The organism is Klebsiella sp. P1CD1, assembly GCF_003790505.1.
GTDB lineage: Bacteria > Pseudomonadota > Gammaproteobacteria > Enterobacterales > Enterobacteriaceae > Klebsiella > Klebsiella variicola.
Genome location: NZ_CP033631.1, coordinates 451,607 through 472,941 on the forward strand (window position 1 = coordinate 451,607; position 21,335 = coordinate 472,941).

A 21,335-nucleotide genomic window follows, 5' to 3' on the forward strand; every position below is an offset into this window, starting at 1 on the left:
TTTCTATTACCGCCTACCTTAACGATTCAGCCATCAGGCTTATTGATGCAAATCAATGACAACTTCACCTACCACTTAATGGGTATATAATTGATTTGTCTGTATTTTTCTAAGTTATGGAAAACGCTGGCTTTTCCTTTTTGCTGATTTTGTGTACAAGAATTGGATGGGCCGCGATTGGGGTTGGGCAGAAAACTAGCCATATTGAATGGAGAAGGTGATATGACAGCAGCGCCGCTTTGGTTAATTCAGAACGTACGCCTGGCAGACCGCGACGGCCTGTGGCAAATAGCGATTGATAAGGGCCGCTTTGGCGAGATCACGCCGATGGGCGAGGCGCGCGACGAAAGCTACGAAGTGTTGAACGCTCGCGGCGGGCTGGCGATCCCGCCTTTTATTGAGCCGCATATCCACCTGGATACCACCCAGACGGCCGGCGAGCCGCACTGGAACCAGTCCGGCACCCTGTTCGAGGGGATTGAGCGCTGGGCGGAGCGAAAAGCGCTGCTCAGCCATGAGGACGTCAAAGCCCGGGCGTGGAAAACCCTGAAGTGGCAGATCGCCAATGGCGTGCAGTTTGTCCGCACTCATGTTGACGTCTCCGATCCCACATTAACGGCGCTGAAGGCGATGCTGGAGGTCAAACGGGAGGTCGCGCCATGGGTCGAGTTGCAGATAGTTGCTTTTCCACAGGAGGGGATCCTCTCTTACCCCAATGGCGAAGCGCTGCTGGAGGAGGCCCTCAAGCTGGGGGCGGATGTTGTTGGGGCCATCCCGCATTTTGAGTTCACCCGTGAATATGGGGTGGAGTCGCTGCATATCGCCTTCCGGCTGGCGCAAAAATATGATCGCCCGCTGGATATTCACTGCGATGAAATTGACGATGAACAGTCGCGCTTTGTTGAAACCGTTGCCGCGCTGGCGTTAAAGGCGGGGATAGGGGCGCGGGTGACGGCCAGCCATACCACCGCCATGCACTCCTATAATGGCGCTTATACCTCGCGCCTGTTCCGCCTGCTTAAGCTCTCCGGTATCAACTTTGTCGCCAATCCGCTGGTGAATATTCATCTGCAGGGCCGGTTTGATGACTACCCTAAGCGACGGGGGATTACCCGGGTGAAGGAGCTGATGGCGGCGGGGATCAACGTGTGCTTTGGTCATGATGACGTCTTTGACCCGTGGTACCCGCTGGGGACCGGCAATATGCTGCAGGTCCTGCATATGGGCCTGCACGTCTGCCAGCTGATGGGCTACCAGCAGATCAACGACGGTCTGAAGCTTATCACCGCCAACAGCGCCCGCACGTTTGGCCTGGAGGATTACGGCATTGTCAGCGGCAACCCGGCTAACCTGATCATTCTCCCGGCGGAGAATGGCTTTGAGGCCGTCCGCTGCCAGGTGCCTGTGCGCTGGTCAATTCGTCAGGGAAGGGTGATCGCGACCACCCAGCTGGCGCAAACCTGGATCCAGACCGACCGCGGTGGCGAGGAGCTCTCTTTTATGAGGAACAGCCCCCTTGCGGACGCAAAGGGGCCGAAGGCTTAGTGAGACGCCGCCTGAGCGTTGTTCTGGCGGTGACGGGAGACGAAGCCGAGGATAAAGCACATCACGAATACCACGGCATAGAGGCCGTTAGCGGTGTGCAGCGCTGCCAGTGGACCGCTGGCAGCCACAATCGGGCCGGTGACCACGAAAGTGAGCATGGTGCCGATGGTGCCGCAGGTGAGGATAAAGTTCACCAGCTTCGGCGAAGCGACCCGCGTCTGCTGCGAGCCGAGCGTAATGATCGAGGTGTAGATGGCGCTGGAGAAGAAGCCCAGGGTCAGAATAAACCACGGCATATGCTCCGGGGAACCATTGATAAACAGGTACATCAGCACCGTCGCGAGCCCGGCGAGGACGGTTAAGATACGCTGCAGGTCGAAGAAGCGCAGGATGAAGCTGAATGACCACATGCCGATCATGTAGGACATCCAGAAATCGCTCACCAGTTTACCGGCATCCCCGAGGCTCATGCCCAGGCTCTTCGCATATTCCGGTACCCAGGAGATAAAGCCCAGCTGACCGAGGATGTAGCACAGCGCCGCAACGGAGAGGAACAGCACGCCGATGCCCCACTTCTCTTTCACTACCGGCTGGCTGTTTTCGCTCTGCGCTTTTTTGCCCAACACCGGAAAATCACAGCCGAAAGTCAGGACGAAAATGGCGACATACACCAGACCAATACAGGCGTAGACCCAGTACCACTCGATGCTGCGCGCCAGCAGGACGGCGGCGACCATCGGGAAAATCATTCCCGCCATGCTAAAGAAGGAGTCGGTAAACAGCAGACGCGCTCCGCGCTGACGGCCTTCATACATATGGGTGATCAGGAAGGTCCCGATCGACATGGTGATCCCGCTCACCAGCCCGAGAACGAACATCGACGCGGAAAACAGCGCCAGGCTGTGGCTGAGCATCAGGCCGGCCACCGCCAGCACCATCAGAATAAAGCCAAAGCGCAGCTGAGTTTTCAGCGGCACGATTTCCATCAGCCAGGCATTGAGGAAGATAGAGATCAGAATACCGGCGTTCAGAAAGGTAAAGGTGTTGCTCATACTGGAAACGGGCAGATGGAAATAATCCGCAATGTTACCCATCACCATCCCGGTGACGATCACCAACGCGCCGGTCAGGGCGTAGGAGAAGAAGCTGATCCATGTGAGCTTAATACGGTTGCTGTTAGTCATGACTGGCCTGTGAATAGAAAGGTAAAGCGCGTTGACGCTGCGCCGGGCGGACAGATTTTATTCGTTCAGGTGATGTAATCAAATGTTTATTGTGAAAGTGGTTATCTTTTGCATGGTTTAATGTGACATGTATCACACTTTATTCGCCGCACAGGAGAACGTTTGCGCGGTTACAATTATTACAGCTAAGTAAAATTTGGTAAAAGGCTGGCCCAGGATGCAAAGGCTCTTTAGAATCAAGGCACTCGCTTTTATTCTGCTCCGTTAAGGAATTTCCATGCTCAAATCAACACTGGCGGCGATGGCTGCCGTTTTCGCCATTTCAGCGTTCTCCCCGGCCATGGCGGCAAAGGGCGATCCGCATGTGCTGCTGACCACCTCGGCAGGGAACATTGAGCTTGAGTTAAACAGTCAGAAAGCCCCGATTTCCGTGGATAACTTCCTGAAGTACGTCAACAGCGGCTTCTACAACAACACCACCTTCCACCGCGTGATCCCGGGTTTCATGGTGCAGGGCGGCGGCTTTAACGAGCAGATGCAGCAGAAACAGCCTAACCCGCCGATCAAGAATGAAGCAGACAATGGCCTGCGCAACACCCGCGGGACCATCGCGATGGCGCGTACCGCCGACCAGGATAGCGCCACCAGCCAGTTCTTCATCAACGTGGCGGATAACGCCTTCCTTGACCATGGTCAGCGCGACTTTGGCTATGCGGTGTTTGGCAAGGTAGTGAAAGGTATGGACGTCGCGGATAAGATCTCCCAGGTCCAGACCCATAACGTCGGCCCATACCAGAATGTGCCGACCAAACCGGTCGTTATCCTCTCTGCGAAAGTGCTGCCCTAATCCTTCCACGGCGCGGTGTGCTATCGCCGCGCCCGGTTGCCTCCCGGCATAACCTGAAATTGCTGCTTATACTTGTGGCACACAGGGGACGATAAGGGGGGCGACGATGCGTCCACTCACCGAAAAGCAAAAATCCCGACTCTGGGAACAGACACGCAATACCAATTTTCAGGCCAGTCGTCGCCTTGAAGGCGTGACGGTGCCGCTGGTTACGTTAACTGCCGAAGAGGCGCTGGCGCGTCTGGCGACGCTGCGGAGGGAGTATGAGCGATAAATTCGGCGATGAACGCGATCCTTACCTCTACCCGGCGCTGAATGTCCTGCGCAACCGCCTCGGCATCCGGCAGGCTAAAAATCTGCAACAGGCCGCCTTTGAGATGACGGCGTTGCGGGCGGCAACCTTGCCGCTGGGGCCGCGGGTGCGCGGCTTACCCTATCTGTGCGCGATTCATCATCAGCTGTATCAGGATCTGTTTGACTGGGCCGGCCGGTTACGTGAAGTGAACCTCTACCTGGGCGATACGCCGTTCTGCCACTTTGCCCGGATCGAGGAGGAGGGGAACGCCCTGATGCAGGCCCTTGAGCAGGAGGATTATCTCAATGGCCTGCCGCGCGAGACCTTTATTGAACGCCTGAGCTGGTTCTATGGCGAAATTAATGTGCTGCACCCTTTTCGTCTTGGCAATGGCCTGACCCAGCGCATTTTCTTTGAACAGCTGGCAATACATGCCGGCTACCTGCTTGACTGGCGTGACGTCGACCCTGCCGGCTGGAGCGCGGCCTGCCAGCAGAGCGCGATGGGCGATCCGGCTCCGCTGGTGGCGATCTTTCGCAAAGTGGTAAGCGAAGCGCGGGAATCTGAGTAGAATAGCCCGGTTTTGATTGTTCCGGAGCCGCTATGATCCTGCTTATCGATAACTATGACTCTTTCACCTGGAATCTGTATCAGTACTTCTGCGAACTGGGTGCGGAAGTACTGATCAGGCGCAATGATGCGTTGACGCTGGAGGAGATAGCGGCGCTGGCGCCGGAGAAAATCGTGATCTCGCCAGGCCCCTGCACGCCGAATGAGGCGGGGATTTCCCTCGCGGTTATCCGCCACTATGCGGGGAAAACGCCGCTACTGGGCGTCTGTCTCGGGCACCAGGCGATAGCCCAGGCGTTTGGCGCGACCATCGTACGGGCGGCACAGGTGATGCATGGTAAAACCTCGCTTATCGAGCATAACGGCGAAGGGGTGTTTCAGGGGCTGAATAATCCCCTGACGGTGACCCGTTATCACTCGCTGGTGATTGATCCGCCGACGCTCCCGCCCGAGTTTATCGTCACCGCCCGCAGCGCCAGCGCTGAGATTATGGGGATCCGCCACCGCGACTGGGATCTTGAGGGCGTGCAGTTTCATCCGGAAAGCATCCTCAGCGAGCAGGGCCATCAATTGCTGGAAAACTTTCTGAAGCGGTGATTTTCAGTTGCCATTGACTGATTTTTTATGCATATTTTGTGATTATATTTTCATGATTACATCTGCATAACGAAGAGGGATGGGCAAGACATGGCAACTGAACAACCGGCAATCACCCGCGCCACATTCGATGAAGTTATTTTGCCGATTTATGCACCAGCAGAATTCATCCCGGTGAAAGGGAAAGGCAGCCGCGTCTGGGATCAGCAGGGCAAAGAGTATGTTGATTTTGCCGGCGGTATCGCGGTGACGGCGCTCGGCCATTGCCACCCGGCGCTGGTGGCGGCGCTCCACGAGCAGGGCGAAACGCTGTGGCACACCAGCAACGTCTTTACCAATGAGCCAGCGCTGCGTCTGGGACGTAAACTTGTCGAGGCCACCTTCGCCGAGCGCGTGGTGTTTATGAACTCCGGTACGGAAGCCAATGAAACGGCCTTTAAGCTGGCGCGTCACTATGCGGTGACCCGCCATAGCCCGTATAAAACCAAAATCATTGCCTTCCATAATGCCTTCCATGGCCGCTCCCTGTTTACCGTTTCCGTCGGTGGGCAGCCGAAGTACTCCGATGGTTTCGGCCCGAAACCGGCGGATATTGTCCATGTTCCCTTCAACGACCTGCAGGCGGTAAAAGCGGTGATGGATGACCACACTTGCGCAGTGGTGGTGGAGCCGATTCAGGGCGAAGGCGGCGTGACGGCGGCGACGCCGGCCTTCCTGCAGGGGCTGCGTGAGCTGTGCGATCAGCACCAGGCGCTGTTAGTCTTTGATGAAGTGCAGTGCGGTATGGGGCGTACCGGATCGCTGTTCGCCTATATGCATTACGGTGTGACGCCGGATATTCTGACCAGCGCCAAAGCGCTCGGCGGCGGCTTCCCGGTCAGCGCCATGCTGACCACCCATGAGATCGCCAGCGCCTTCCATGCGGGATCCCACGGTTCAACCTACGGCGGCAACCCGCTGGCCTGCGCGGTCGCCAACGCCGCCTTCGATCTAATCAATACCCCGGCGGTGCTGGATGGCGTGAGCGCGAAGCGCGAACTGTTCGTCAAACACCTGCAGCAGCTGGATGCTGAATTTGATCTGTTCAGTGATATTCGCGGGATGGGCCTGCTGATTGGCGCCGAACTCAAGCCGCAGCACAAGGGCCGCGCGCGTGATTTCCTCTATGCCGCTGCGCAAGCCGGCGTCATGGTGCTCAACGCCGGGCCGGACGTGATGCGTTTTGTTCCCTCGCTGATCATCGACGAGCAGGATATTGCCGAGGGGATGGCGCGTTTTGCCCAGGCAGTGGCAAAGGTGATTAACGGCTGATCTTCCGCAGCCAGATGCCATGATGCGGCCGCTGACGCCATGCTACTGACGATATGGTATGCATGGTGTTCAGATGGCCCAGAATGCGTTGCAGGTGCTGCTCCAGGGTGCTTAACGGACCGTTCGGCACCTCTGTTTCCGGCGACTCCAGAATATTAGCATCCCCTGCGCTGCCGGGACCATCGCTGTCCAGCCGCTGCTGGCAGCGTTGCAAGGCAATCTCACAAGATTCGAGATAGCGCTGGGCAAGATCCGGGGTGAGCATCGTATGCTCCCGGGCCAGGGTGGTCATAGCGTTGATGTGTTCGACGATAAACTGACTGTGCGTCACCCACAGCTTCATATCTTCCAGATAATGGGTATTAAAACCGGGCTCCTGCATCGCCTGATTCAGGGAGTTGTAGAGCGCGTTATGCGCCTGGTTGACGCGCATGCGTTGGTAGGCCAGCGCGGGGGCTTTTGGATCGGCGCTGAGGATCAGGCGAATCGCCTGCTGGTCGGCCTCCAGCGCATCGTGGGCGTTTTTTTTCAGCAGGCCGCTCTGCCACTGCGGCCATAGCCAGACCATCCCGCCGAAGGCGATCAGGCAGCCGATAAGCGTGTCGATAAGCCGGGCGACAATAAACTGTTCGCCGTTGAGCGTCAGCAGTTGCAGGGTATACACCGCCGTCACCGTAAAGCCTACCATCGCCCAGCCATAGTGTTTACGGATGATCAGATAGCTGAGCAGGGTAATCAGCAGCATCCCGCTCAGGGTATAGCTCTCCGGAACGTGAAAGTGCAAGGTTAGCCCGGCGATGACCAGGCCGGCGAGCGTTCCCGCCGCCCGGTGAACAATTCGCACCCGCGTGGCGCCATAGCCATTTTGCGTGACGAAGAGCACCGTCATCAGGATCCAGTAGGGCTTCGGCAAATGCAGGGCGTTGCCCATCAGGCTGGCGACGCTCAGCATGACGCTGATGCGCGCGGCATTGCGCAGTGCGGGTGATTTCAGCGACAGATAGTTCTTTAGCGCGGGAAACAGCGGTAAACGACGCTCTTTGTCGGCCATCAGATCCCGGGCATACAGGGGGCGCTGGGTATGCAGCACCCGGGCGATACGGCTAAAGTGCCAGGCGCAGAACTGACCGACCGGGTTGTCCGGATGCTGGCGGGCGATCTTTTCCAGAGCCTCAATCTGTTTATCCATCTGAAAACGCTGCGGAAAGCGATGATAGAGAATATCATCCGCCAGCACGCGCAGGCGGGCAGCGACGGTTTGCGCATTCCAGCGGATCACCGCTTCGGCATGGCTGCGTTCCACCAGCTTTTGTACCTCTTCTGGCTGATGCAGGCTAACCGAAATATGTTCCTGTAGATCCAGCCCAACCTGGAACGCCCGCAGCAGACGCTTGTGGTCGTTGCGTTGGTTGGCGGCCAGCATATGCATCTGCTGATAGCACTGGGTAATCAGGTCGACTACCTTCTGCTGGCGGGTGAGCAGCGGCGGCAGGGCGGTCGACGGATCGGTATGCTGGGTCAACAGACTGTATTTGGCTTCACAATAGTCAGCCAGTTCCCGGTAAAGCAGGCTGAGCGACTCCCGCAGCGGCTGTTCGCGCCACAGCCAGAACCAGAGCCAGTTAAACACGCCGTACCACAGCGTACCGAAAGCGTAGATCAGCAGTGGTTCCCAGATGGGCATATTGCCCGCCAGGCTCAGGGTAAAGATAGCGGCGATCAGCGACGCGGGCAGCAGGCGCGCGTGCAGCGAACTGATCTCCGCGGTGACGCCGAGCAATAGCGCCAGGCCGCTGAGAATAAGCGGCAGGGGAATGGCCTGAGCGAGCAGCAACTGCACCACCAGACTGCATCCGGCAAACAGACAGCCGCCGATAATCAGACGTTTGAAAAAGCGCTTATGTGGGGTATCAAGACCGGCAATGTTGCAGCAGGCGGGCACTAAGGAAAACAACAGCCCCTGCTGGAGATGGCCGAGCAGAAGACCGATGGCCACAGGCAGACACAGCACCAGCGTTTGCCGCAGTGCATAGTTGACTTCCGGGTGGTAAATCAGCCTGCGCCACATGAGGGAAAAACAAAAACGGCGTACTGCAGGAGCAATACGCCGCTTAGCAACTTAACGGGTGCCGTAGACGACGATAGTTTTACCGTGTGCGGAAATCAGGTTCTGATCTTCCAGCATTTTCAAAATACGGCCAACCGTTTCACGAGAGCAGCCGACGATCTGACCAATTTCCTGACGGGTAATTTTAATTTGCATACCGTCCGGGTGGGTCATGGCATCAGGTTGCTTCGCCAGGTTCAGCAGCGTCTGGGCGATACGGCCCGTCACGTCGAGGAAGGCGAGGTTGCCCACTTTCTCAGACGTGACCTGCAGACGGCGAGCCATTTGCGAAGAGAGACGCATCAGAATGTCCGGGTTAACCTGGATCAGCTGACGGAATTTCTTATAAGAGATTTCGGCCACTTCACATGCGGTTTTCGCCCGTACCCAGGCGCTACGCTCCTGACCCTCTTCAAACAGGCCTAATTCACCGATGAAATCGCCCTGGTTGAGGTAGGAGAGGATCATCTCTTTACCTTCTTCATCCTTGATGAGTACAGCCACGGAGCCTTTAACGATGTAGTACAGCGTTTCTGCTTTTTCACCCTGGTGGATCAGCGTGCTCTTTGATGGGTACTTATGAATGTGGCAATGAGACAAGAACCATTCAAGGGTAGGGTCTGTTTGCGGTTTGCCAAGCACCATGCGCGGTTATCCTCTGTTATAAGCTATCTCCGGGCGCCGACACTACACGGCGTCCGGGCATGCAATCGTATTGTTTCCCTATACCTGGGAAGCTGGCTGATGATTTTTCGACAGCCCGTAATGTGAACTCCTCTGCATACATGCAGTACATCAATGTAATACTGTAGCATCCAGACTGTTTTAGCATAGCTTTCGCCGCATGTCTCCTGGTGTCTCGCTTCAGCATGACGCAGGTCGCCTTCCGTTGCGAGAATTGTTATGTGCGCGTAATCTGACAGGAAAATTGCGATACTGGAGTTAAATTTTATGCAAGCGCGTGTGAAATGGGTTGAAGGGTTAACCTTTATCGGGGAGTCCGCGTCAGGACACCAGATTCTGATGGATGGCAACTCCGGGGATAAGGCACCCAGCCCGATGGAGATGGTGCTGATGGCGGCGGGCGGTTGCAGTGCGATCGATGTGGTTTCTATTCTGCAAAAAGGTCGCCATGAGGTGACCAACTGCGAAGTGAAGCTGACGTCGGAGCGCCGCGAAGAGGCGCCGCGTCTGTTTACGCATATTAATCTGCACTTTATCGTCACCGGTAAGGCGCTGAAAGATGCCGCGGTCTCCCGGGCGGTGGATCTGTCGGCAGAGAAATACTGCTCGGTGGCGCTGATGCTGGAAAAAGCAGTGAAGATCACCCACTCCTATGAAGTGATCGAGGCGTAGTCTTCGCCTGCCGTTGTGAAGCATCTCAACCCCGGCCTGGCCGGGGTTTTTTCTGTTAGCCGATCTTGCGGCCTTCCATCAGGCGCTCGACCAGCGGCGTCATGATAAGCTCCATCGCCAGCCCCATTTTACCGCCCGGCACCACCAGCGTGTTCATGTGCGAGATAAACGACCCCTGCAGCATCGCCAGCAGCCAGGGGAAGTCGATATTCTGCAGGTTACGGAAATGGATCACCACAAAGCTCTCGTCCAGCGAGGGAATAGTTTTCGCGGCAAACGGGTTGGAAGTGTCTACCGTCGGCACGCGCTGAAAGTTGATATGGGTGCGGGAAAATTGCGGGGTAATGAAGTTGATGTAGTCTTCCATCGAGCGGACGACTGAGTCCATCACCGCCTCCCGGGAGTGGCCGCGCTCGCTGGTGTCGCGAATAAGCTTTTGGATCCACTCGAGGTTAACGATAGGCACTACGCCGACCAGCAGGTCGACATGGCTGGCGACATCATGATGCGGCGTGACAACCCCGCCGTGCAGCCCCTCATAGAACAGTACGTCTGTCGGCTCCGGCAGCGGCTGCCAGGGGGTGAAAGTCCCTGGCACCTGATTCCACGGTACGGCTTCGTCATAGGTGTGCAGGTATTTCCGCGACTGGCCTGTTCCGTGGCGGCCATAGTCGACAAAGGTCTGCTCCAGCAGGCCAAAATCGTTCGCCTCCGGGCCAAAGTAGCTGATATGTTTGCCCTGATCCCGCGCCTTGCGGATCGCCATGTCCATTTCCGGGCGGGTGTAGCGATGAAAGCTATCGCCTTCCACCTCCGCGGCGTGCAGGTTTAGCTGCGCGAAGATTTTGCGAAAGGCAAGGCTGGTGGTGGTAGTGCCCGCGCCGCTGGAGCCCGTGACGGCGATCACCGGATGTTTGGCAGACATAACAACTCCCTGGTTAAACGATGTAGTGGCGTCGCCTTAGCCGTTAAACAGCGCACGCGGCATAATATTGACCGTCTCATGCAGTTCCGACCACACAAGAACCGCCTCTCCGCGTTTCAACTGCTGTTTTACATCGGCGACTTTATCGGCAAGTGAACGTTCATGTTCACCATAATCGGTGCCTTCACGTAACACAAAGCTTTCAATCAGGTTATCCAGCGTTTCGGGATCCAGATCCTGCCAGGGAATAATCATACGGGGGCCTCCAGCCAACGGTTTAACCAGTCCGGGATGCGTCTTTCCAGCCACATCTCCGGCTTACGCAGGGTGCCGCCGACGAAACCAACGTGGCCGCCTTGCTCAGTTAATTGATACTCAACGTTCGCCGGCAGTTGCTCCTGCGGTGGTATGGAGTGGTGATCCATAAATGGATCGTCTTTCGCGTGAATGATGAGCGTTGGCTTAGTGATATCGCTGAGCCGCGGCATGGCGCTGCATTGCCGGTAATAATCCAGCGCATCGGCGAAACCATGGATTTTGGCGGTGATCATATCGTCAAATTCCCGGATGCGGCGCATCCCTTTAAGCTGGCGTAAATCGACAGGCAGTGAGCCAGGATACGCTTTCAGCTTGCGTGAGGCATTGGCTTTTAACAGATTGAGCAGATAGCGCTGATAAACCCGCGAGAAGCCCTTATCCATATGATAGCTGCAGGCTTCCAGCATAAAAGGCGCGGAGACGATCACCGCCGCATCCAGCGGGCAGCGGTCGCCTTCTTCTGCCAGCAGGCAGCCCAGCATATTGCCGCCCAGTGAATAGCCGACGGCCGCGGTCGGCGCGGGGCCAAACTCGCGCTGTAGCCAGTGCAGAAACCAGGTGCCATCTTCTGTTTCGCCGGAGTGATAGATGCGGTTATTGCGGTTAGGTTCGCCGCTGCAGCCGCGGAAATGCATAACCACGCCCAGCCAGTCGCGCTGCATCGCCGCGTGGATCAGACCATGGGCGTACGGGCTGTGCAGGCTTCCTTCGAGACCATGAAAGACGACGAGGCGCGGCTTATGGCGCGCCTGATGCGGGTCTTCGCTCCAGGCCAGATCGACAAAATCGCCGTCTGGCAGCTCAAGGCGCTGCCAGTGCGGGGTAAAGCGCAATTTACGGCGGATCAGCCGCGGCAGCATGGTTTGCAGATGACGATTGCCCACGCCGCGCATCGGATGGAACTCACGCGAATCGTTTTCGGGGGGCGTCATGTCTGTGGGGATGATTTCAACCATAGCACCAGAACAATTAATAAACGTGATGATGACTATACCGCGCAGGGCGCACAGGGGTTAGCCAATATGTGGTCTTGTGGCCAGCGACGCCAGGTTACAGCAAAAACAAATCATTGATGTCACTGATGGCAGGCCATGGAGAGGGCAGAAACCCACCCTGCCAGCGGCATCGTACGCGCAGGCAGGATGAGGAAGTCAATATTAGCCTTCCTGAAGCATCTGCTCCAGCTGCTCCTGGGCCTCCAGCCAGGCCATTTCACACTCCTCCAGCCCGGACTTCGCGCTGGCCTGCTGCTGCAGGCATTCGGTTAGTTCGGCTTTACGTGAGGCGTCATAAAGCTCACTGTCGCCAAGTTTTTCTTCCGCACTGGCCAACTGCGCGTTGAGCTTGTCCATCTCTTTTTCCAGACGGGCGATCTCTTTGCGCAGCGGTTGGGTCTGGCTGCGCAGTTCCGCTTCCCGACGCTTCTGGTCCTTGCGCGCCTGGGCGCTGTTGCCGCTCTCTTTTGGCGCGTCGCTGCTCTGTGATTCCTGTTTTTGCGAATCGCTGAGCCACTGCTGATAATCTTCCAGATCGCCGTCGAACGGCTCGACTTTACCGTCATGGACGAGGTACAGATCGTCGGTGGTGGAACGGATCAGGTGACGATCGTGCGACACGACAACCAGCGCCCCTTCAAAGTCGATCAGCGCTTCGGTTAAGGCCTGACGCATATCGAGGTCAAGGTGGTTGGTCGGTTCATCGAGCAGCAGCAGGTTAGGGCGCTGCCAGACGATCAGGGCCAGTACCAGGCGCGCTTTTTCTCCACCAGAGAAGCGGCGGGTCTCTTCGCTGACCTTATCGCCCTGGAAACCAAAGCCGCCCAGATAATCACGCAGCTTTTGTTCCAGCTCCTGCGGCGCCAGGCGAGCCAGGTGCTGCAGCGGCGATTCATCGGCACGCAGGAACTCAAGCTGATGCTGGGCAAAGTAGCCGAACTTGATACCTTTTGCGAGGCCGATCTCGCCGCTCACCGGCTGGAGTTCACCTGCCAGCAGCTTAATCAGCGTCGACTTCCCGGCGCCGTTGCGGCCCAGCAGGCCGATGCGCGAGCCCGGCACCAGATTGAGCTTGATGGAGTCGAGGATAATACGCTCGCCGTAGCCGGCGCTGACTTTCTCCATCTTCAGCAGCGGGTTAGGTAGACTCTCTGGCTGGCGGAAACTGAAGTGGAATGGGTTATCTACGTGCGCCGGGGCGATAAGCTCCATCCGTTCGAGCATTTTGATACGGCTTTGCGCCTGCTTGGCCTTGGTGGCCTTAGCGCGGAAGCGGTCGATATAGCTTTGCAGATGCGCAACGCGCTGCTGCTGGCTTTCGTACATCGCCTGCTGCTGAGAGAGACGGGTAGCGCGCTGCACTTCGAACGAGCTGTAGTTACCGGTGTACTCAAACATCGTCTGCTGTTCGATATGGATAATTTTGTCGACGATAGGATCGAGAAAATCGCGATCGTGGGAGATCAGGATCAGCGTCCCTGTGTAACCCTTAAGCCATTTTTCGAGCCAGATGACGGCATCGAGGTCGAGGTGGTTAGTCGGTTCATCGAGCAGCAGCAGATCGGAGCGGCAAATCAGCGCCTGGGCGAGGTTAAGGCGCATACGCCAGCCGCCGGAAAAATCGCTGACCGGCCGCTCCAGCTGTTCGTTGCTGAATCCCAGACCGTGCAGCAGGCTGGCAGCGCGCGAACGGATGGTCCAGGCGTCGATGGCGTCCAGCTTGCCGTGGACCGTGGCGATGGCATGGCCGTCGTTGCGCTCATTTGCCTGCTGGAGCGCGGCTTCCAGCTGGCGGTATTCACGATCGCCATCAATAACATAATCGATAGCCGGCTGAGGCAGCGCCGGGGTTTCCTGATTCACCCATGCCAGCTGCCAGCTGCCTGGAAAGGTCATACTGCCGCCGTCAGCGCTTATCTCGTTTTTCAAAAGCGATAGCAGCGTCGATTTCCCGCAGCCGTTTTTCCCCACCAGACCGACCTTTTGGCCAGGGTTGATGGTAGCGGTGGCGTTGTCCAGCAGGACGCGTACGCCGCGACGAATTTGTAACGAGGAGAAAACAATCATAAGGCGCCGTATGTTCAGACTATGTTAATTTGTCATTATGATAATGTAGTGTGGAAGCGAATCGCTTCACCGGGCCGCCATGGTAGCCCAAAACGAAGACGATACACAAAGTCATTCTGGCGGTGTCAGAACACCGGGGCTGCGCAGGCCGCCAGAAGACCTACGGGAGGGGAATGATGTCTCAGACAGCGAAAGTGTTGCTGCTGTATGCCCACCCAGAATCTCATGATTCCGTGGCCAACCGGGTTTTATTAGAGCCGGCCTTACAGTTGCCGAACGTCACTGTGCACGATCTTTACGCGCACTATCCGGATTTTTTTATCGATATCGCTCATGAACAGGACCTGCTGCGCCAGCATGAGGTGATTGTTTTCCAGCATCCTTTATATACCTGGAGCTGTCCGGCGCTGCTCAAGGAGTGGCTGGATCGTGTGTTAAGCCGCGGCTTCGCCAGCGGTGCCGGGGGGAACGAACTGGCGGGAAAGTACTGGCGTAGTGTGATCACCACCGGCGAACCTGAGAGCGCCTACCGTCGCGATGCCAATCGCTATCCGATGAACGATATTTTACGTCCTTTTGAACTGACCGCCGGCATGTGCCGTATGCACTGGATGAGCCCCATTATTGTCTACTGGGCCCGGCGGCAACAGCCAGAGGAATTGCGTAGCCGCGCTCGGGCCTACCGGGACTGGCTGGCCAATCCCCTTACCGCCGGAGGTATACATGGCGGGATCTGATTTGCTGCTGGCGGGCGTTCTTTTTTTGTTCGCCGCCGTTATTGCCGTACCTCTGGCCTCAAGATTGGGTATTGGCGCGGTGCTGGGCTATCTGCTGGCCGGCATTGCGATTGGCCCGTGGGGACTTGGGTTTATCAGCGATGTGGATGAAATTCTCCATTTCTCTGAGCTCGGTGTAGTGTTTCTGATGTTTATCATCGGCCTGGAGCTTAATCCGGCCAAGCTATGGCGGCTGCGAAGCTCCATCTTCGGCGTTGGCGCGGCGCAGGTGATGCTCAGCGCGGCGATCCTCGGCGGTCTGCTGATGACGACCGGGTTTTCATGGCAGGCGGCGGTGGTCGGCGGGATCGGCCTGGCGATGTCTTCCACCGCCATGGCGCTGCAGCTGATGCGTGAGAAGGGAATGAGCCGCAGCGAATCGGGGCAGTTAGGCTTTTCGGTCCTGCTGTTTCAGGATCTGGCGGTGATCCCGGCGCTGGCGCTGGTGCCCCTGCTGGCCGGTTCAGTGGATGAGCATGTTAACTGGCTGACGGTCGGTATGAAGGTCCTGGCCTTTGCCGGGATGCTGATTGGCGGACGCTATCTGCTGCGGCCGGTGTTCCGCTTTATCGCCAGCTCGGGGGTCAGGGAAGTCTTTACTGCCGCCACGCTACTGCTGGTCCTTGGGTCGGCGCTGTTTATGGAGGCGCTGGGGTTGTCGATGGCGCTGGGTACCTTTATCGCCGGCGTGCTGCTGGCGGAAAGCGAGTATCGCCACGAACTGGAAATCGCTATCGATCCGTTCAAGGGGCTGCTGCTCGGGCTGTTCTTTATCTCCGTCGGCATGGCGCTGAACCTTGGCGTGCTGTATACCCATCTGCTGTGGGTGGCGGTGAGCGTGGCGGTGCTGGTGGCGGTAAAAATGCTGGTGCTCTATCTCCTGGCCCGCTTCTATGGCCTGCGAAGTTCAGAGCGGATGCAGTTCGCGGGCGTATTAAGCCAGGGCGGTGAGTTCGCGTTTGTCCTCTTTTCGCTGCCCGCCTCTCAGCGGTTGTTCCAGCATGACCAGATGGCGCTGCTGCTGGTGGCGGTGACGTTGTCGATGATGACGACGCCGCTGCTGATGAAGGGGATAGATAAGCTATTGTCGCGACGGCTGAATCCGGCAGATGATACCGATGAGGCGCCGTGGGTGGAGGATGACAAGCCGCAGGTGATTATTGTCGGGTTTGGTCGCTTTGGTCAGGTTATCGGTCGCCTGCTGATGGCCAATAAGATGCGTATTACGGTGCTGGAGCGGGACATCAGCGCGGTGAATCTGATGCGTAACTATGGCTATAAAGTCTATTTTGGCGATGCCACCCAGCTGGAGCTGCTGCGCTCGGCGGGAGCGGAAGAGGCGCAGTCGATCGTCATCACCTGTAATGAGCCAGAAGACACCATGCGGCTGGTGGAAATGTGTCAACAACATTTTCCACATCTGCATATTCTGGCCCGCGCTCGCGGTCGCGTTGAGGCGCATGAGCTGCTGCAGGCCGGTGTGACGCAGTTTTCTCGTGAAACCTTTTCCAGTGCACTGGAACTGGGGCGCAAAGCGCTCATCACCCTGGGGATGCATCCTCACCAGGCCCAGCGCGCGCAACTGCACTTCCGACGGCTCGATATGCGAATGCTGCGCGAGTTAATGCCAGTGCATACTGATACGGTACAGGTATCTCGCGTGCGGGAAGCCCGACGCGAACTGGAAGAGATTTTTCAGCGTGAAATGCAGAAAGAAAGCCGGCAGCTGGACGGCTGGGACGAGTTTGAATAAAGGTAAATCATATGGCAGTGCGTAAACGTTTTATTGCCGGGGCGAAATGTCCGGCGTGCCAGGCGCAGGATTCGCTGGCGATGTGGCGTGAGAATAATGTCGATGTCGTTGAATGCGTTAAGTGCGGTCATCAGATGCGTGAGGCGGATAAAGAGGCCCGTGAGCATGTACGCAAAGAGGAGCAGGTGATTGGCATTTTTCATCCCGACTAGCGTTATCCGTCGGCTTTTTTTAAGCTAGAGGGTACACGGCTGCAGAATTCCGCTACAATCTGCGCCACTATTCTTCCCATCTCAGGAGATATCATGAAAGTAGCAAAAGACCTGGTGGTCAGCCTGGCCTATCAGGTACGTACAGAAGACGGTGTGTTGGTTGATGAGTCTCCGGTAAGCGCGCCGCTGGATTACCTGCACGGTCACGGCTCCCTGATTTCCGGCCTGGAAAACGCGCTGGATGGCCACGAAGTGGGCGACAAATTTGACGTAGCCGTCGGCGCTAACGACGCTTACGGCCAGTATGACGAAAACCTGGTGCAGCGTGTACCGAAAGACGTCTTTATGGGCGTTGATGAACTGCAGGTTGGTATGCGCTTCCTGGCGGAAACCGATCAGGGCCCAGTACCGGTAGAAATCACTGAAGTTGAAGACGACCACGTTGTGGTTGATGGCAACCACATGCTGGCTGGCCAGAATCTGAAGTTCAATGTGGAAGTTGTCGCTATTCGTGAAGCAACGGCTGAAGAGCTGGAGCATGGTCACGTGCATGGCGCGCATGGCCACGATCATGACCATGGTCATGACGGTTGCTGCGGCGGCCACGGCCACGATCATGGTCACGACCATGAACACGGCAAAGGTGGTTGCGGTAACGGCGGTTGCGGTTGCCACTAATGGCGTCGCGTTCGCGCGGATAGCCAAAAAAAGCGGGGAAACCCGCTTTTTTTACGTCTCAATAATGGGGGGGCGGCGTTTCTTCTGCCTGAGAGGCGATATGGGACGGTTGGGTCGCCTTCAGTTTCTCGATCATCAGACGCATATGCTCCCGCATCTTCGCCATCTCTATCTCGTGGGCGGTCACGGTTTTATTGAGGTCTTCGATGGTGATTTCCTGAAACGCCAGCCGGCTTTCCAGCTCTGCAAGGCGCGTTTCTAATGTGCTATCGTGCATGGGTAACCTCTTTAGTCTGATCCTGCGAGCGGATTCTACTTAAGTTTCTCTTTTCGCGCAGCATCGCTGCGTCTGACAGGAAACTTATTCATACAAAAATAGTCCTAAAAGAGGCGATATTCAGGAACGTCCGTATGTAGATTTTAACGGCAACGTTCTATAGTACGTTTTTTGCTTTTTACGATAACCCTGGGGTGAGAGGCCCCGGCCCTGGAGAAATGGATGAAATCACTGTTTAAAGTAACGCTGCTGGCGACCACAATGGCCGTCGCCCTGAATGCACCGCTGACCTTTGCTGCAGATACGGCGGCGAAGGCAGCCCCAGCGGCTGAGAGTAAATCGGCATTTAAAAATGACGATCAGAAATCCGCCTATGCACTGGGTGCGTCTCTCGGGCGTTACATGGAAAACTCCCTGAAAGAACAAGAAAAGCTGGGCATTAAGCTGGACAAAGCCCAGCTGATCGCCGGCGTACAGGACGCGTTTGCCGATAAGAGCAAGCTGTCCGACCAGGAGATCGAACAGACTCTGCAGGCCTTTGAAACGCGCGTGAAGACCGCGGCTCAGCAGAAAATGGAAAAAGACGCGACTGAGAACGAAGCCAAAGGCAAAACCTTCCGCGATAGCTTTGCTAAAGAGAAGGGCGTGAAAACCTCGAAAACTGGCCTACTGTATAAAGTCGAGAAAGAAGGCACTGGTGATGCGCCGAAAGACAGCGACACCGTGGTGGTTAACTACAAAGGCACCCTGATCGACGGTAAAGAGTTTGATAACTCTTATACCCGCGGTGAGCCGCTCTCTTTCCGCCTGGACGGCGTGATCCCGGGCTGGACGGAAGGCCTGAAGAACATCAAGAAAGGCGGTAAAATCAAGCTGGTCATTCCACCGGATCTGGCTTACGGCAAAACCGGCGTTCCGGGGATCCCGGCCAACTCTACGCTGGTCTTTGACGTAGAACTGCTGGATATCAAACCGGCGCCGAAGGCGGATGCACAGCCGGAAGCCGCTGGCGACGCGAAAGCCGCAGACGCGAACGCTGACGCTAAGAAGTAATCGGGTTCAGGCCGCCGTCTCGTCAGAGGCGGCGGCTTTTTTATTGAGCGCAGATATAATTAAAACTGGAAAGATCCTCAGGCGCTGTATTACTTTAGATAGCTTAATAATGATGATGAGCCTGCCCTGACAATAACGACAGGCTCCTGAAAAGGAGTGCTTTTTTTCATGTCCAGGTCGCTTTTAACCAACGAAACCAGCGAGCTTGACCTGCTGGATCAACGTCCCTTTGACCAGACCGATTTCGATATCCTTAAATCTTATGAAGCGGTGGTGGACGGGTTGGCGATGCTCATCGGTTCGCACTGTGAAATCGTGCTGCATTCTTTGCAGGATCTTAAATGCTCTGCCATCCGTATCGCCAATGGTGAACATACCGGCCGCCAAATCGGTTCACCGATTACCGATCTTGCGCTGCGCATGCTGCACGATATGACGGGCGCCGATAGCAGCGTTTCCAAATGCTACTTCACCCGCGCCAAAAGCGGCGTACTGATGAAGTCGGTGACGATTGCCATTCGCAATCGCGATCATCGGGTGATCGGTCTGCTGTGCATCAACATGAATCTGGATGTGCCTTTTTCACAGATCATGAGCACCTTTATTCCGCCAGAAACGCCGGAGGTCAACTCACCGGTGAACTTTGCTTCCTCGGTTGACGATCTGGTCGCGCAGACGCTGGAATTCACCATTGAAGAGGTGAACGCCGATCGCAGCGTGTCTAATAATGCGAAAAACCGCCAAATCGTGCTGAATCTCTACGAAAAAGGGATCTTCGATATCAAAGACGCCATTAACCAGGTGGCCGATCGTCTGAATATCTCCAAGCATACCGTCTACCTCTATATCCGCCAGTTCAAGAGCGGCGATTTCCAGGGGCTGGATAAGTAATGCGTTTTGCCCTCACGGTGACTGGCCCTGCCTATGGGACCCAGCAGGCGAGCAGCGCCTGGCAGTTTGCCCAGGCCGTATTGCAGGAAGGTCATGAACTGGCATGTGTTTTTTTCTATCGCGAAGGCGTACTCAACGCTAATCAGCTGACGGCGCCCGCCAGCGATGAGTTCGATCTGGTGCGCGCATGGCAGTCACTGCACGATAAACAAGGTGTGGCATTGCACATCTGCGTGGCGGCAGCCTTACGTCGAGGCGTAACGGACGAACGTGAAGCGCAACAGCTCGCGCTGGCCAGCCACAATTTGCAGCCGGGTTTCACGCTGAGCGGGCTCGGCGCGCTGGCGGAAGCCGCGCTCACTTGCGATCGGATGGTGCAGTTCTGATGAAACGTGTGGCTTTTATTTTTTCCTCCGCGCCGCACGGCAGCGCCGCCGGCAGGGAAGGGCTCGATGCCTTATTAGCAACCTCCGCGCTCACCGACGAGATTGGCGTGTTCTTTGTAGGCGACGGCGTTTTTCAACTGCTGCCCGATCAACGGCCGGGTGCAGTGCTGGCTCGCGACTACATAGCCACCTTTAAACTGCTGTCACTGTATGATATCGATCAGTGCTGGCTGTGTGCCGACTCCGCGCGGGAGCGCGGTCTGGACCCCGCTACTCCGTGGGTGGTGGATGTCGAATGCCTGGCGCCGGATGCCCTGCGCGCCCGTCTGCATGAATTTGATGTGATTTTGCGTTTCTGAGGCCCCCATGCTCCATACGCTCAGTGTTTCTCCCTGGCATGCCGATATCGCAGCAATGCTTCGCGTGATGGATCACGGCGACGATCTGTTATTGCTGTCTGATGGCGTCACGGCGGCCATCGCCGGCGGTCGCTTCCTTGAGATCCTGCAATCCGCCCCCATAACCCTCTATGTGCTGCAAGACGACGTTGACGCCCGCGGGCTGGCTGGTCAAATTGCGGACAGTGTCGGTAGGGTTAGCTATACTGATTTCGTCAGACTCACGGTAAAACATGCCGGTCAGCTGGCCTGGTGATGGCGGGATCGTTGTATATTTCTTGACACCTTTTCGGCACCGCCCTAAAATTCTGCGTCCTCATATTATATGAGGCGATTTATTACGTGTTTACGAAGCAAAAGCTAAAACCAGGAGCTATTTAATGGCAACAATTAACCAGCTGGTACGCAAACCACGCGCACGCAAAGTTGCAAAGAGCAACGTGCCTGCGCTGGAAGCCTGCCCGCAGAAACGTGGCGTATGTACTCGCGTATATACCACCACTCCTAAGAAACCGAACTCCGCACTGCGTAAAGTTTGCCGTGTGCGTCTGACTAACGGTTTCGAAGTCACCTCCTACATCGGTGGTGAAGGTCACAACCTGCAGGAGCACTCCGTGATCCTGATCCGTGGCGGTCGTGTTAAAGACCTTCCGGGTGTTCGTTACCACACCGTTCGTGGTGCGCTTGACTGCTCCGGCGTTAAAGACCGTAAGCAGGCTCGCTCCAAGTACGGCGTGAAGCGTCCTAAGGCTTAATGGTTCTCCGTTAAGTAAGGCCAAACTGATTTACCTTAA

Annotated in this window: 25 protein-coding genes; 17 read left to right on the plus strand and 8 right to left on the minus strand. The window is 56.5% G+C overall.

What is annotated here, in order from left to right; all coding sequences use genetic code 11:
• The first annotated feature begins 222 nt into the window (after positions 1-222).
• Positions 223-1,545 (plus strand): cytosine deaminase, encoded by a 1,323-nt coding sequence (locus DTA24_RS02115; RefSeq protein ID WP_012540421.1) that lies wholly within the window; start codon positions 223-225, stop codon positions 1,543-1,545.
• Here DTA24_RS02115 and tsgA read toward each other — a convergent pair.
• Positions 1,542-2,729 carry an MFS transporter TsgA gene (gene tsgA / locus DTA24_RS02120; protein ID WP_002920240.1) on the minus strand — a complete coding sequence of 396 codons (1,188 nt, stop codon included), beginning with the start codon at positions 2,727-2,729 and terminating at the stop codon, positions 1,542-1,544. The genes DTA24_RS02115 and tsgA overlap by 4 nt on opposite strands.
• A gap of 277 nt (positions 2,730-3,006) precedes the next feature.
• Here tsgA and ppiA point away from each other — a divergent pair, with 277 nt between their 5' ends.
• The 5 genes from ppiA to argD all read left to right on the plus strand — a co-directional run bounded on the left by ppiA (position 3,007) and on the right by argD (position 6,349).
• Complete coding sequence (ppiA, locus tag DTA24_RS02125; protein ID WP_002920238.1) at positions 3,007-3,576, plus strand: peptidylprolyl isomerase A; 570 nt, start codon at positions 3,007-3,009, stop codon at positions 3,574-3,576.
• A gap of 106 nt (positions 3,577-3,682) precedes the next feature.
• Complete coding sequence (locus DTA24_RS02130) at positions 3,683-3,850, plus strand: YhfG family protein (protein ID WP_012540423.1); 168 nt, start codon at positions 3,683-3,685, stop codon at positions 3,848-3,850.
• Positions 3,840-4,442, plus strand: a complete 603-nt coding sequence (locus DTA24_RS02135; RefSeq protein WP_008807028.1) for a putative adenosine monophosphate-protein transferase Fic — start codon at positions 3,840-3,842, stop codon at positions 4,440-4,442. Before DTA24_RS02130 ends, DTA24_RS02135 begins: the two co-directional genes overlap by 11 nt.
• 32 nt (positions 4,443-4,474) lie before the next feature.
• Positions 4,475-5,038: an aminodeoxychorismate synthase component 2 gene (gene pabA, locus DTA24_RS02140; protein ID WP_123836536.1), complete on the plus strand. Its 564-nt coding sequence runs from the start codon at positions 4,475-4,477 to the stop codon at positions 5,036-5,038.
• A gap of 90 nt (positions 5,039-5,128) precedes the next feature.
• Positions 5,129-6,349 (plus strand): bifunctional acetylornithine/succinyldiaminopimelate transaminase, encoded by a 1,221-nt coding sequence (gene argD / locus DTA24_RS02145; protein WP_008807030.1) that lies wholly within the window; start codon positions 5,129-5,131, stop codon positions 6,347-6,349.
• Here argD and DTA24_RS02150 read toward each other — a convergent pair.
• Together DTA24_RS02150 and crp are read right to left on the minus strand one after the other, a co-directional pair.
• Positions 6,339-8,417 (minus strand): YccS/YhfK family putative transporter, encoded by a 2,079-nt coding sequence (locus DTA24_RS02150; RefSeq protein WP_012540426.1) that lies wholly within the window; start codon positions 8,415-8,417, stop codon positions 6,339-6,341. The two genes, argD and DTA24_RS02150, sit on opposite strands and share 11 nt — an antisense overlap.
• A gap of 51 nt (positions 8,418-8,468) precedes the next feature.
• Complete coding sequence (crp, locus tag DTA24_RS02155; RefSeq protein ID WP_000242758.1) at positions 8,469-9,101, minus strand: cAMP-activated global transcriptional regulator CRP; 633 nt, start codon at positions 9,099-9,101, stop codon at positions 8,469-8,471.
• Positions 9,102-9,407: 306 nt separating this feature from the next.
• Here crp and DTA24_RS02160 point away from each other — a divergent pair, with 306 nt between their 5' ends.
• Entirely contained in the window at positions 9,408-9,812 is a 405-nt protein-coding gene (locus DTA24_RS02160) for an OsmC family protein (protein ID WP_004202200.1), read from the plus strand.
• A gap of 55 nt (positions 9,813-9,867) precedes the next feature.
• On the opposite strand, the gene DTA24_RS02165 is transcribed toward DTA24_RS02160, so the two are convergent.
• The 4 genes from DTA24_RS02165 to DTA24_RS02185 form a co-directional block, all read right to left on the minus strand.
• Positions 9,868-10,737, minus strand: a complete 870-nt coding sequence (locus tag DTA24_RS02165) for a phosphoribulokinase (protein WP_064180487.1) — start codon at positions 10,735-10,737, stop codon at positions 9,868-9,870.
• Between the two features lie 36 nt (positions 10,738-10,773).
• Entirely contained in the window at positions 10,774-10,992 is a 219-nt protein-coding gene (locus tag DTA24_RS02170; protein ID WP_002920151.1) for a YheU family protein, read from the minus strand.
• Positions 10,989-11,987 carry a hydrolase gene (locus DTA24_RS02175; RefSeq protein ID WP_162823400.1) on the minus strand — a complete coding sequence of 333 codons (999 nt, stop codon included), beginning with the start codon at positions 11,985-11,987 and terminating at the stop codon, positions 10,989-10,991. The genes DTA24_RS02170 and DTA24_RS02175 overlap by 4 nt, the downstream gene beginning before the upstream one ends.
• A gap of 225 nt (positions 11,988-12,212) precedes the next feature.
• Positions 12,213-14,117, minus strand: coding sequence for an ABC transporter ATP-binding protein (locus DTA24_RS02185; RefSeq protein ID WP_123836537.1), 1,905 nt, complete (start codon positions 14,115-14,117; stop codon positions 12,213-12,215).
• Positions 14,118-14,290: 173 nt separating this feature from the next.
• Between DTA24_RS02185 and kefG the strand changes: the two genes are divergently transcribed.
• The 4 genes from kefG (at position 14,291) to slyD (ending at position 17,536) form a co-directional block, all read left to right on the plus strand.
• Complete coding sequence (gene kefG, locus DTA24_RS02190; RefSeq protein WP_008807037.1) at positions 14,291-14,854, plus strand: glutathione-regulated potassium-efflux system ancillary protein KefG; 564 nt, start codon at positions 14,291-14,293, stop codon at positions 14,852-14,854.
• Entirely contained in the window at positions 14,841-16,646 is a 1,806-nt protein-coding gene (gene kefB / locus DTA24_RS02195) for a glutathione-regulated potassium-efflux system protein KefB (protein ID WP_110196536.1), read from the plus strand. Before kefG ends, kefB begins: the two co-directional genes overlap by 14 nt.
• 11 nt (positions 16,647-16,657) lie before the next feature.
• Positions 16,658-16,858, plus strand: coding sequence for a YheV family putative zinc ribbon protein (locus tag DTA24_RS02200; protein ID WP_002920143.1), 201 nt, complete (start codon positions 16,658-16,660; stop codon positions 16,856-16,858).
• Positions 16,859-16,951: 93 nt separating this feature from the next.
• Positions 16,952-17,536, plus strand: a complete 585-nt coding sequence (gene slyD / locus DTA24_RS02205; protein WP_104458985.1) for a peptidylprolyl isomerase — start codon at positions 16,952-16,954, stop codon at positions 17,534-17,536.
• Between the two features lie 58 nt (positions 17,537-17,594).
• Here slyD and DTA24_RS02210 read toward each other — a convergent pair whose 3' ends face one another.
• The gene (locus DTA24_RS02210) at positions 17,595-17,813 is read right to left on the minus strand and encodes a protein SlyX (protein ID WP_002920136.1); all 219 of its coding nucleotides are present in this window, start codon (positions 17,811-17,813) and stop codon (positions 17,595-17,597) included.
• A gap of 222 nt (positions 17,814-18,035) precedes the next feature.
• On the opposite strand from DTA24_RS02210, the gene fkpA reads away from it, so the two are divergent.
• The 6 genes from fkpA (at position 18,036) to rpsL (ending at position 21,296) form a co-directional block, all read left to right on the plus strand.
• On the plus strand, positions 18,036-18,866 hold the full coding sequence (fkpA, locus tag DTA24_RS02215; RefSeq protein ID WP_022064590.1) for an FKBP-type peptidyl-prolyl cis-trans isomerase: 831 nt from the start codon (positions 18,036-18,038) through the stop codon (positions 18,864-18,866).
• 168 nt (positions 18,867-19,034) lie between these two features.
• Positions 19,035-19,757 (plus strand): transcriptional regulator, encoded by a 723-nt coding sequence (locus DTA24_RS02225; protein ID WP_002920130.1) that lies wholly within the window; start codon positions 19,035-19,037, stop codon positions 19,755-19,757.
• Positions 19,757-20,143, plus strand: a complete 387-nt coding sequence (gene tusD, locus DTA24_RS02230) for a sulfurtransferase complex subunit TusD (RefSeq protein WP_023298288.1) — start codon at positions 19,757-19,759, stop codon at positions 20,141-20,143. Before DTA24_RS02225 ends, tusD begins: the two co-directional genes overlap by 1 nt.
• On the plus strand, positions 20,143-20,502 hold the full coding sequence (gene tusC, locus DTA24_RS02235; protein WP_012540431.1) for a sulfurtransferase complex subunit TusC: 360 nt from the start codon (positions 20,143-20,145) through the stop codon (positions 20,500-20,502). The genes tusD and tusC overlap by 1 nt, the downstream gene beginning before the upstream one ends.
• A gap of 7 nt (positions 20,503-20,509) precedes the next feature.
• The gene (gene tusB / locus DTA24_RS02240) at positions 20,510-20,797 is read left to right on the plus strand and encodes a sulfurtransferase complex subunit TusB (RefSeq protein ID WP_008807043.1); all 288 of its coding nucleotides are present in this window, start codon (positions 20,510-20,512) and stop codon (positions 20,795-20,797) included.
• A gap of 124 nt (positions 20,798-20,921) precedes the next feature.
• A complete protein-coding gene (rpsL, locus tag DTA24_RS02245; protein ID WP_002920115.1) occupies positions 20,922-21,296 on the plus strand; it encodes a 30S ribosomal protein S12 in 375 nt (124 codons plus the stop codon).
• Positions 21,297-21,335: the final 39 nt, after the last annotated feature.

What these genes read in the sequence shown, in the direction of transcription:
- DTA24_RS02225 (WP_002920130.1), top strand. Translation starts at nt 19,035, where the DNA reads ATGTCCAGGTCGCTTTTAACCAACGAAACCAGCGAGCTTGACCTGCTG.
- fkpA (WP_022064590.1), top strand. Translation starts at nt 18,036, where the DNA reads ATGAAATCACTGTTTAAAGTAACGCTGCTGGCGACCACAATGGCCGTC.
- tsgA (WP_002920240.1), bottom strand. Translation starts at nt 2,729, where the DNA reads ATGACTAACAGCAACCGTATTAAGCTCACATGGATCAGCTTCTTCTCC.
- tusB (WP_008807043.1), top strand. Translation starts at nt 20,510, where the DNA reads ATGCTCCATACGCTCAGTGTTTCTCCCTGGCATGCCGATATCGCAGCA.
- DTA24_RS02160 (WP_004202200.1), top strand. Translation starts at nt 9,408, where the DNA reads ATGCAAGCGCGTGTGAAATGGGTTGAAGGGTTAACCTTTATCGGGGAG.
- DTA24_RS02185 (WP_123836537.1), bottom strand. Translation starts at nt 14,117, where the DNA reads ATGATTGTTTTCTCCTCGTTACAAATTCGTCGCGGCGTACGCGTCCTG.
- DTA24_RS02150 (WP_012540426.1), bottom strand. Translation starts at nt 8,417, where the DNA reads ATGTGGCGCAGGCTGATTTACCACCCGGAAGTCAACTATGCACTGCGG.
- DTA24_RS02135 (WP_008807028.1), top strand. Translation starts at nt 3,840, where the DNA reads ATGAGCGATAAATTCGGCGATGAACGCGATCCTTACCTCTACCCGGCG.
- kefG (WP_008807037.1), top strand. Translation starts at nt 14,291, where the DNA reads ATGATGTCTCAGACAGCGAAAGTGTTGCTGCTGTATGCCCACCCAGAA.
- argD (WP_008807030.1), top strand. Translation starts at nt 5,129, where the DNA reads ATGGCAACTGAACAACCGGCAATCACCCGCGCCACATTCGATGAAGTT.
- DTA24_RS02210 (WP_002920136.1), bottom strand. Translation starts at nt 17,813, where the DNA reads ATGCACGATAGCACATTAGAAACGCGCCTTGCAGAGCTGGAAAGCCGG.
- DTA24_RS02170 (WP_002920151.1), bottom strand. Translation starts at nt 10,992, where the DNA reads ATGATTATTCCCTGGCAGGATCTGGATCCCGAAACGCTGGATAACCTG.
- slyD (WP_104458985.1), top strand. Translation starts at nt 16,952, where the DNA reads ATGAAAGTAGCAAAAGACCTGGTGGTCAGCCTGGCCTATCAGGTACGT.
- DTA24_RS02175 (WP_162823400.1), bottom strand. Translation starts at nt 11,987, where the DNA reads ATGACGCCCCCCGAAAACGATTCGCGTGAGTTCCATCCGATGCGCGGC.
- ppiA (WP_002920238.1), top strand. Translation starts at nt 3,007, where the DNA reads ATGCTCAAATCAACACTGGCGGCGATGGCTGCCGTTTTCGCCATTTCA.
- kefB (WP_110196536.1), top strand. Translation starts at nt 14,841, where the DNA reads ATGGCGGGATCTGATTTGCTGCTGGCGGGCGTTCTTTTTTTGTTCGCC.
- tusC (WP_012540431.1), top strand. Translation starts at nt 20,143, where the DNA reads ATGAAACGTGTGGCTTTTATTTTTTCCTCCGCGCCGCACGGCAGCGCC.
- rpsL (WP_002920115.1), top strand. Translation starts at nt 20,922, where the DNA reads ATGGCAACAATTAACCAGCTGGTACGCAAACCACGCGCACGCAAAGTT.
- DTA24_RS02130 (WP_012540423.1), top strand. Translation starts at nt 3,683, where the DNA reads ATGCGTCCACTCACCGAAAAGCAAAAATCCCGACTCTGGGAACAGACA.
- DTA24_RS02115 (WP_012540421.1), top strand. Translation starts at nt 223, where the DNA reads ATGACAGCAGCGCCGCTTTGGTTAATTCAGAACGTACGCCTGGCAGAC.
- DTA24_RS02165 (WP_064180487.1), bottom strand. Translation starts at nt 10,737, where the DNA reads ATGTCTGCCAAACATCCGGTGATCGCCGTCACGGGCTCCAGCGGCGCG.
- tusD (WP_023298288.1), top strand. Translation starts at nt 19,757, where the DNA reads ATGCGTTTTGCCCTCACGGTGACTGGCCCTGCCTATGGGACCCAGCAG.
- crp (WP_000242758.1), bottom strand. Translation starts at nt 9,101, where the DNA reads ATGGTGCTTGGCAAACCGCAAACAGACCCTACCCTTGAATGGTTCTTG.
- pabA (WP_123836536.1), top strand. Translation starts at nt 4,475, where the DNA reads ATGATCCTGCTTATCGATAACTATGACTCTTTCACCTGGAATCTGTAT.
- DTA24_RS02200 (WP_002920143.1), top strand. Translation starts at nt 16,658, where the DNA reads ATGGCAGTGCGTAAACGTTTTATTGCCGGGGCGAAATGTCCGGCGTGC.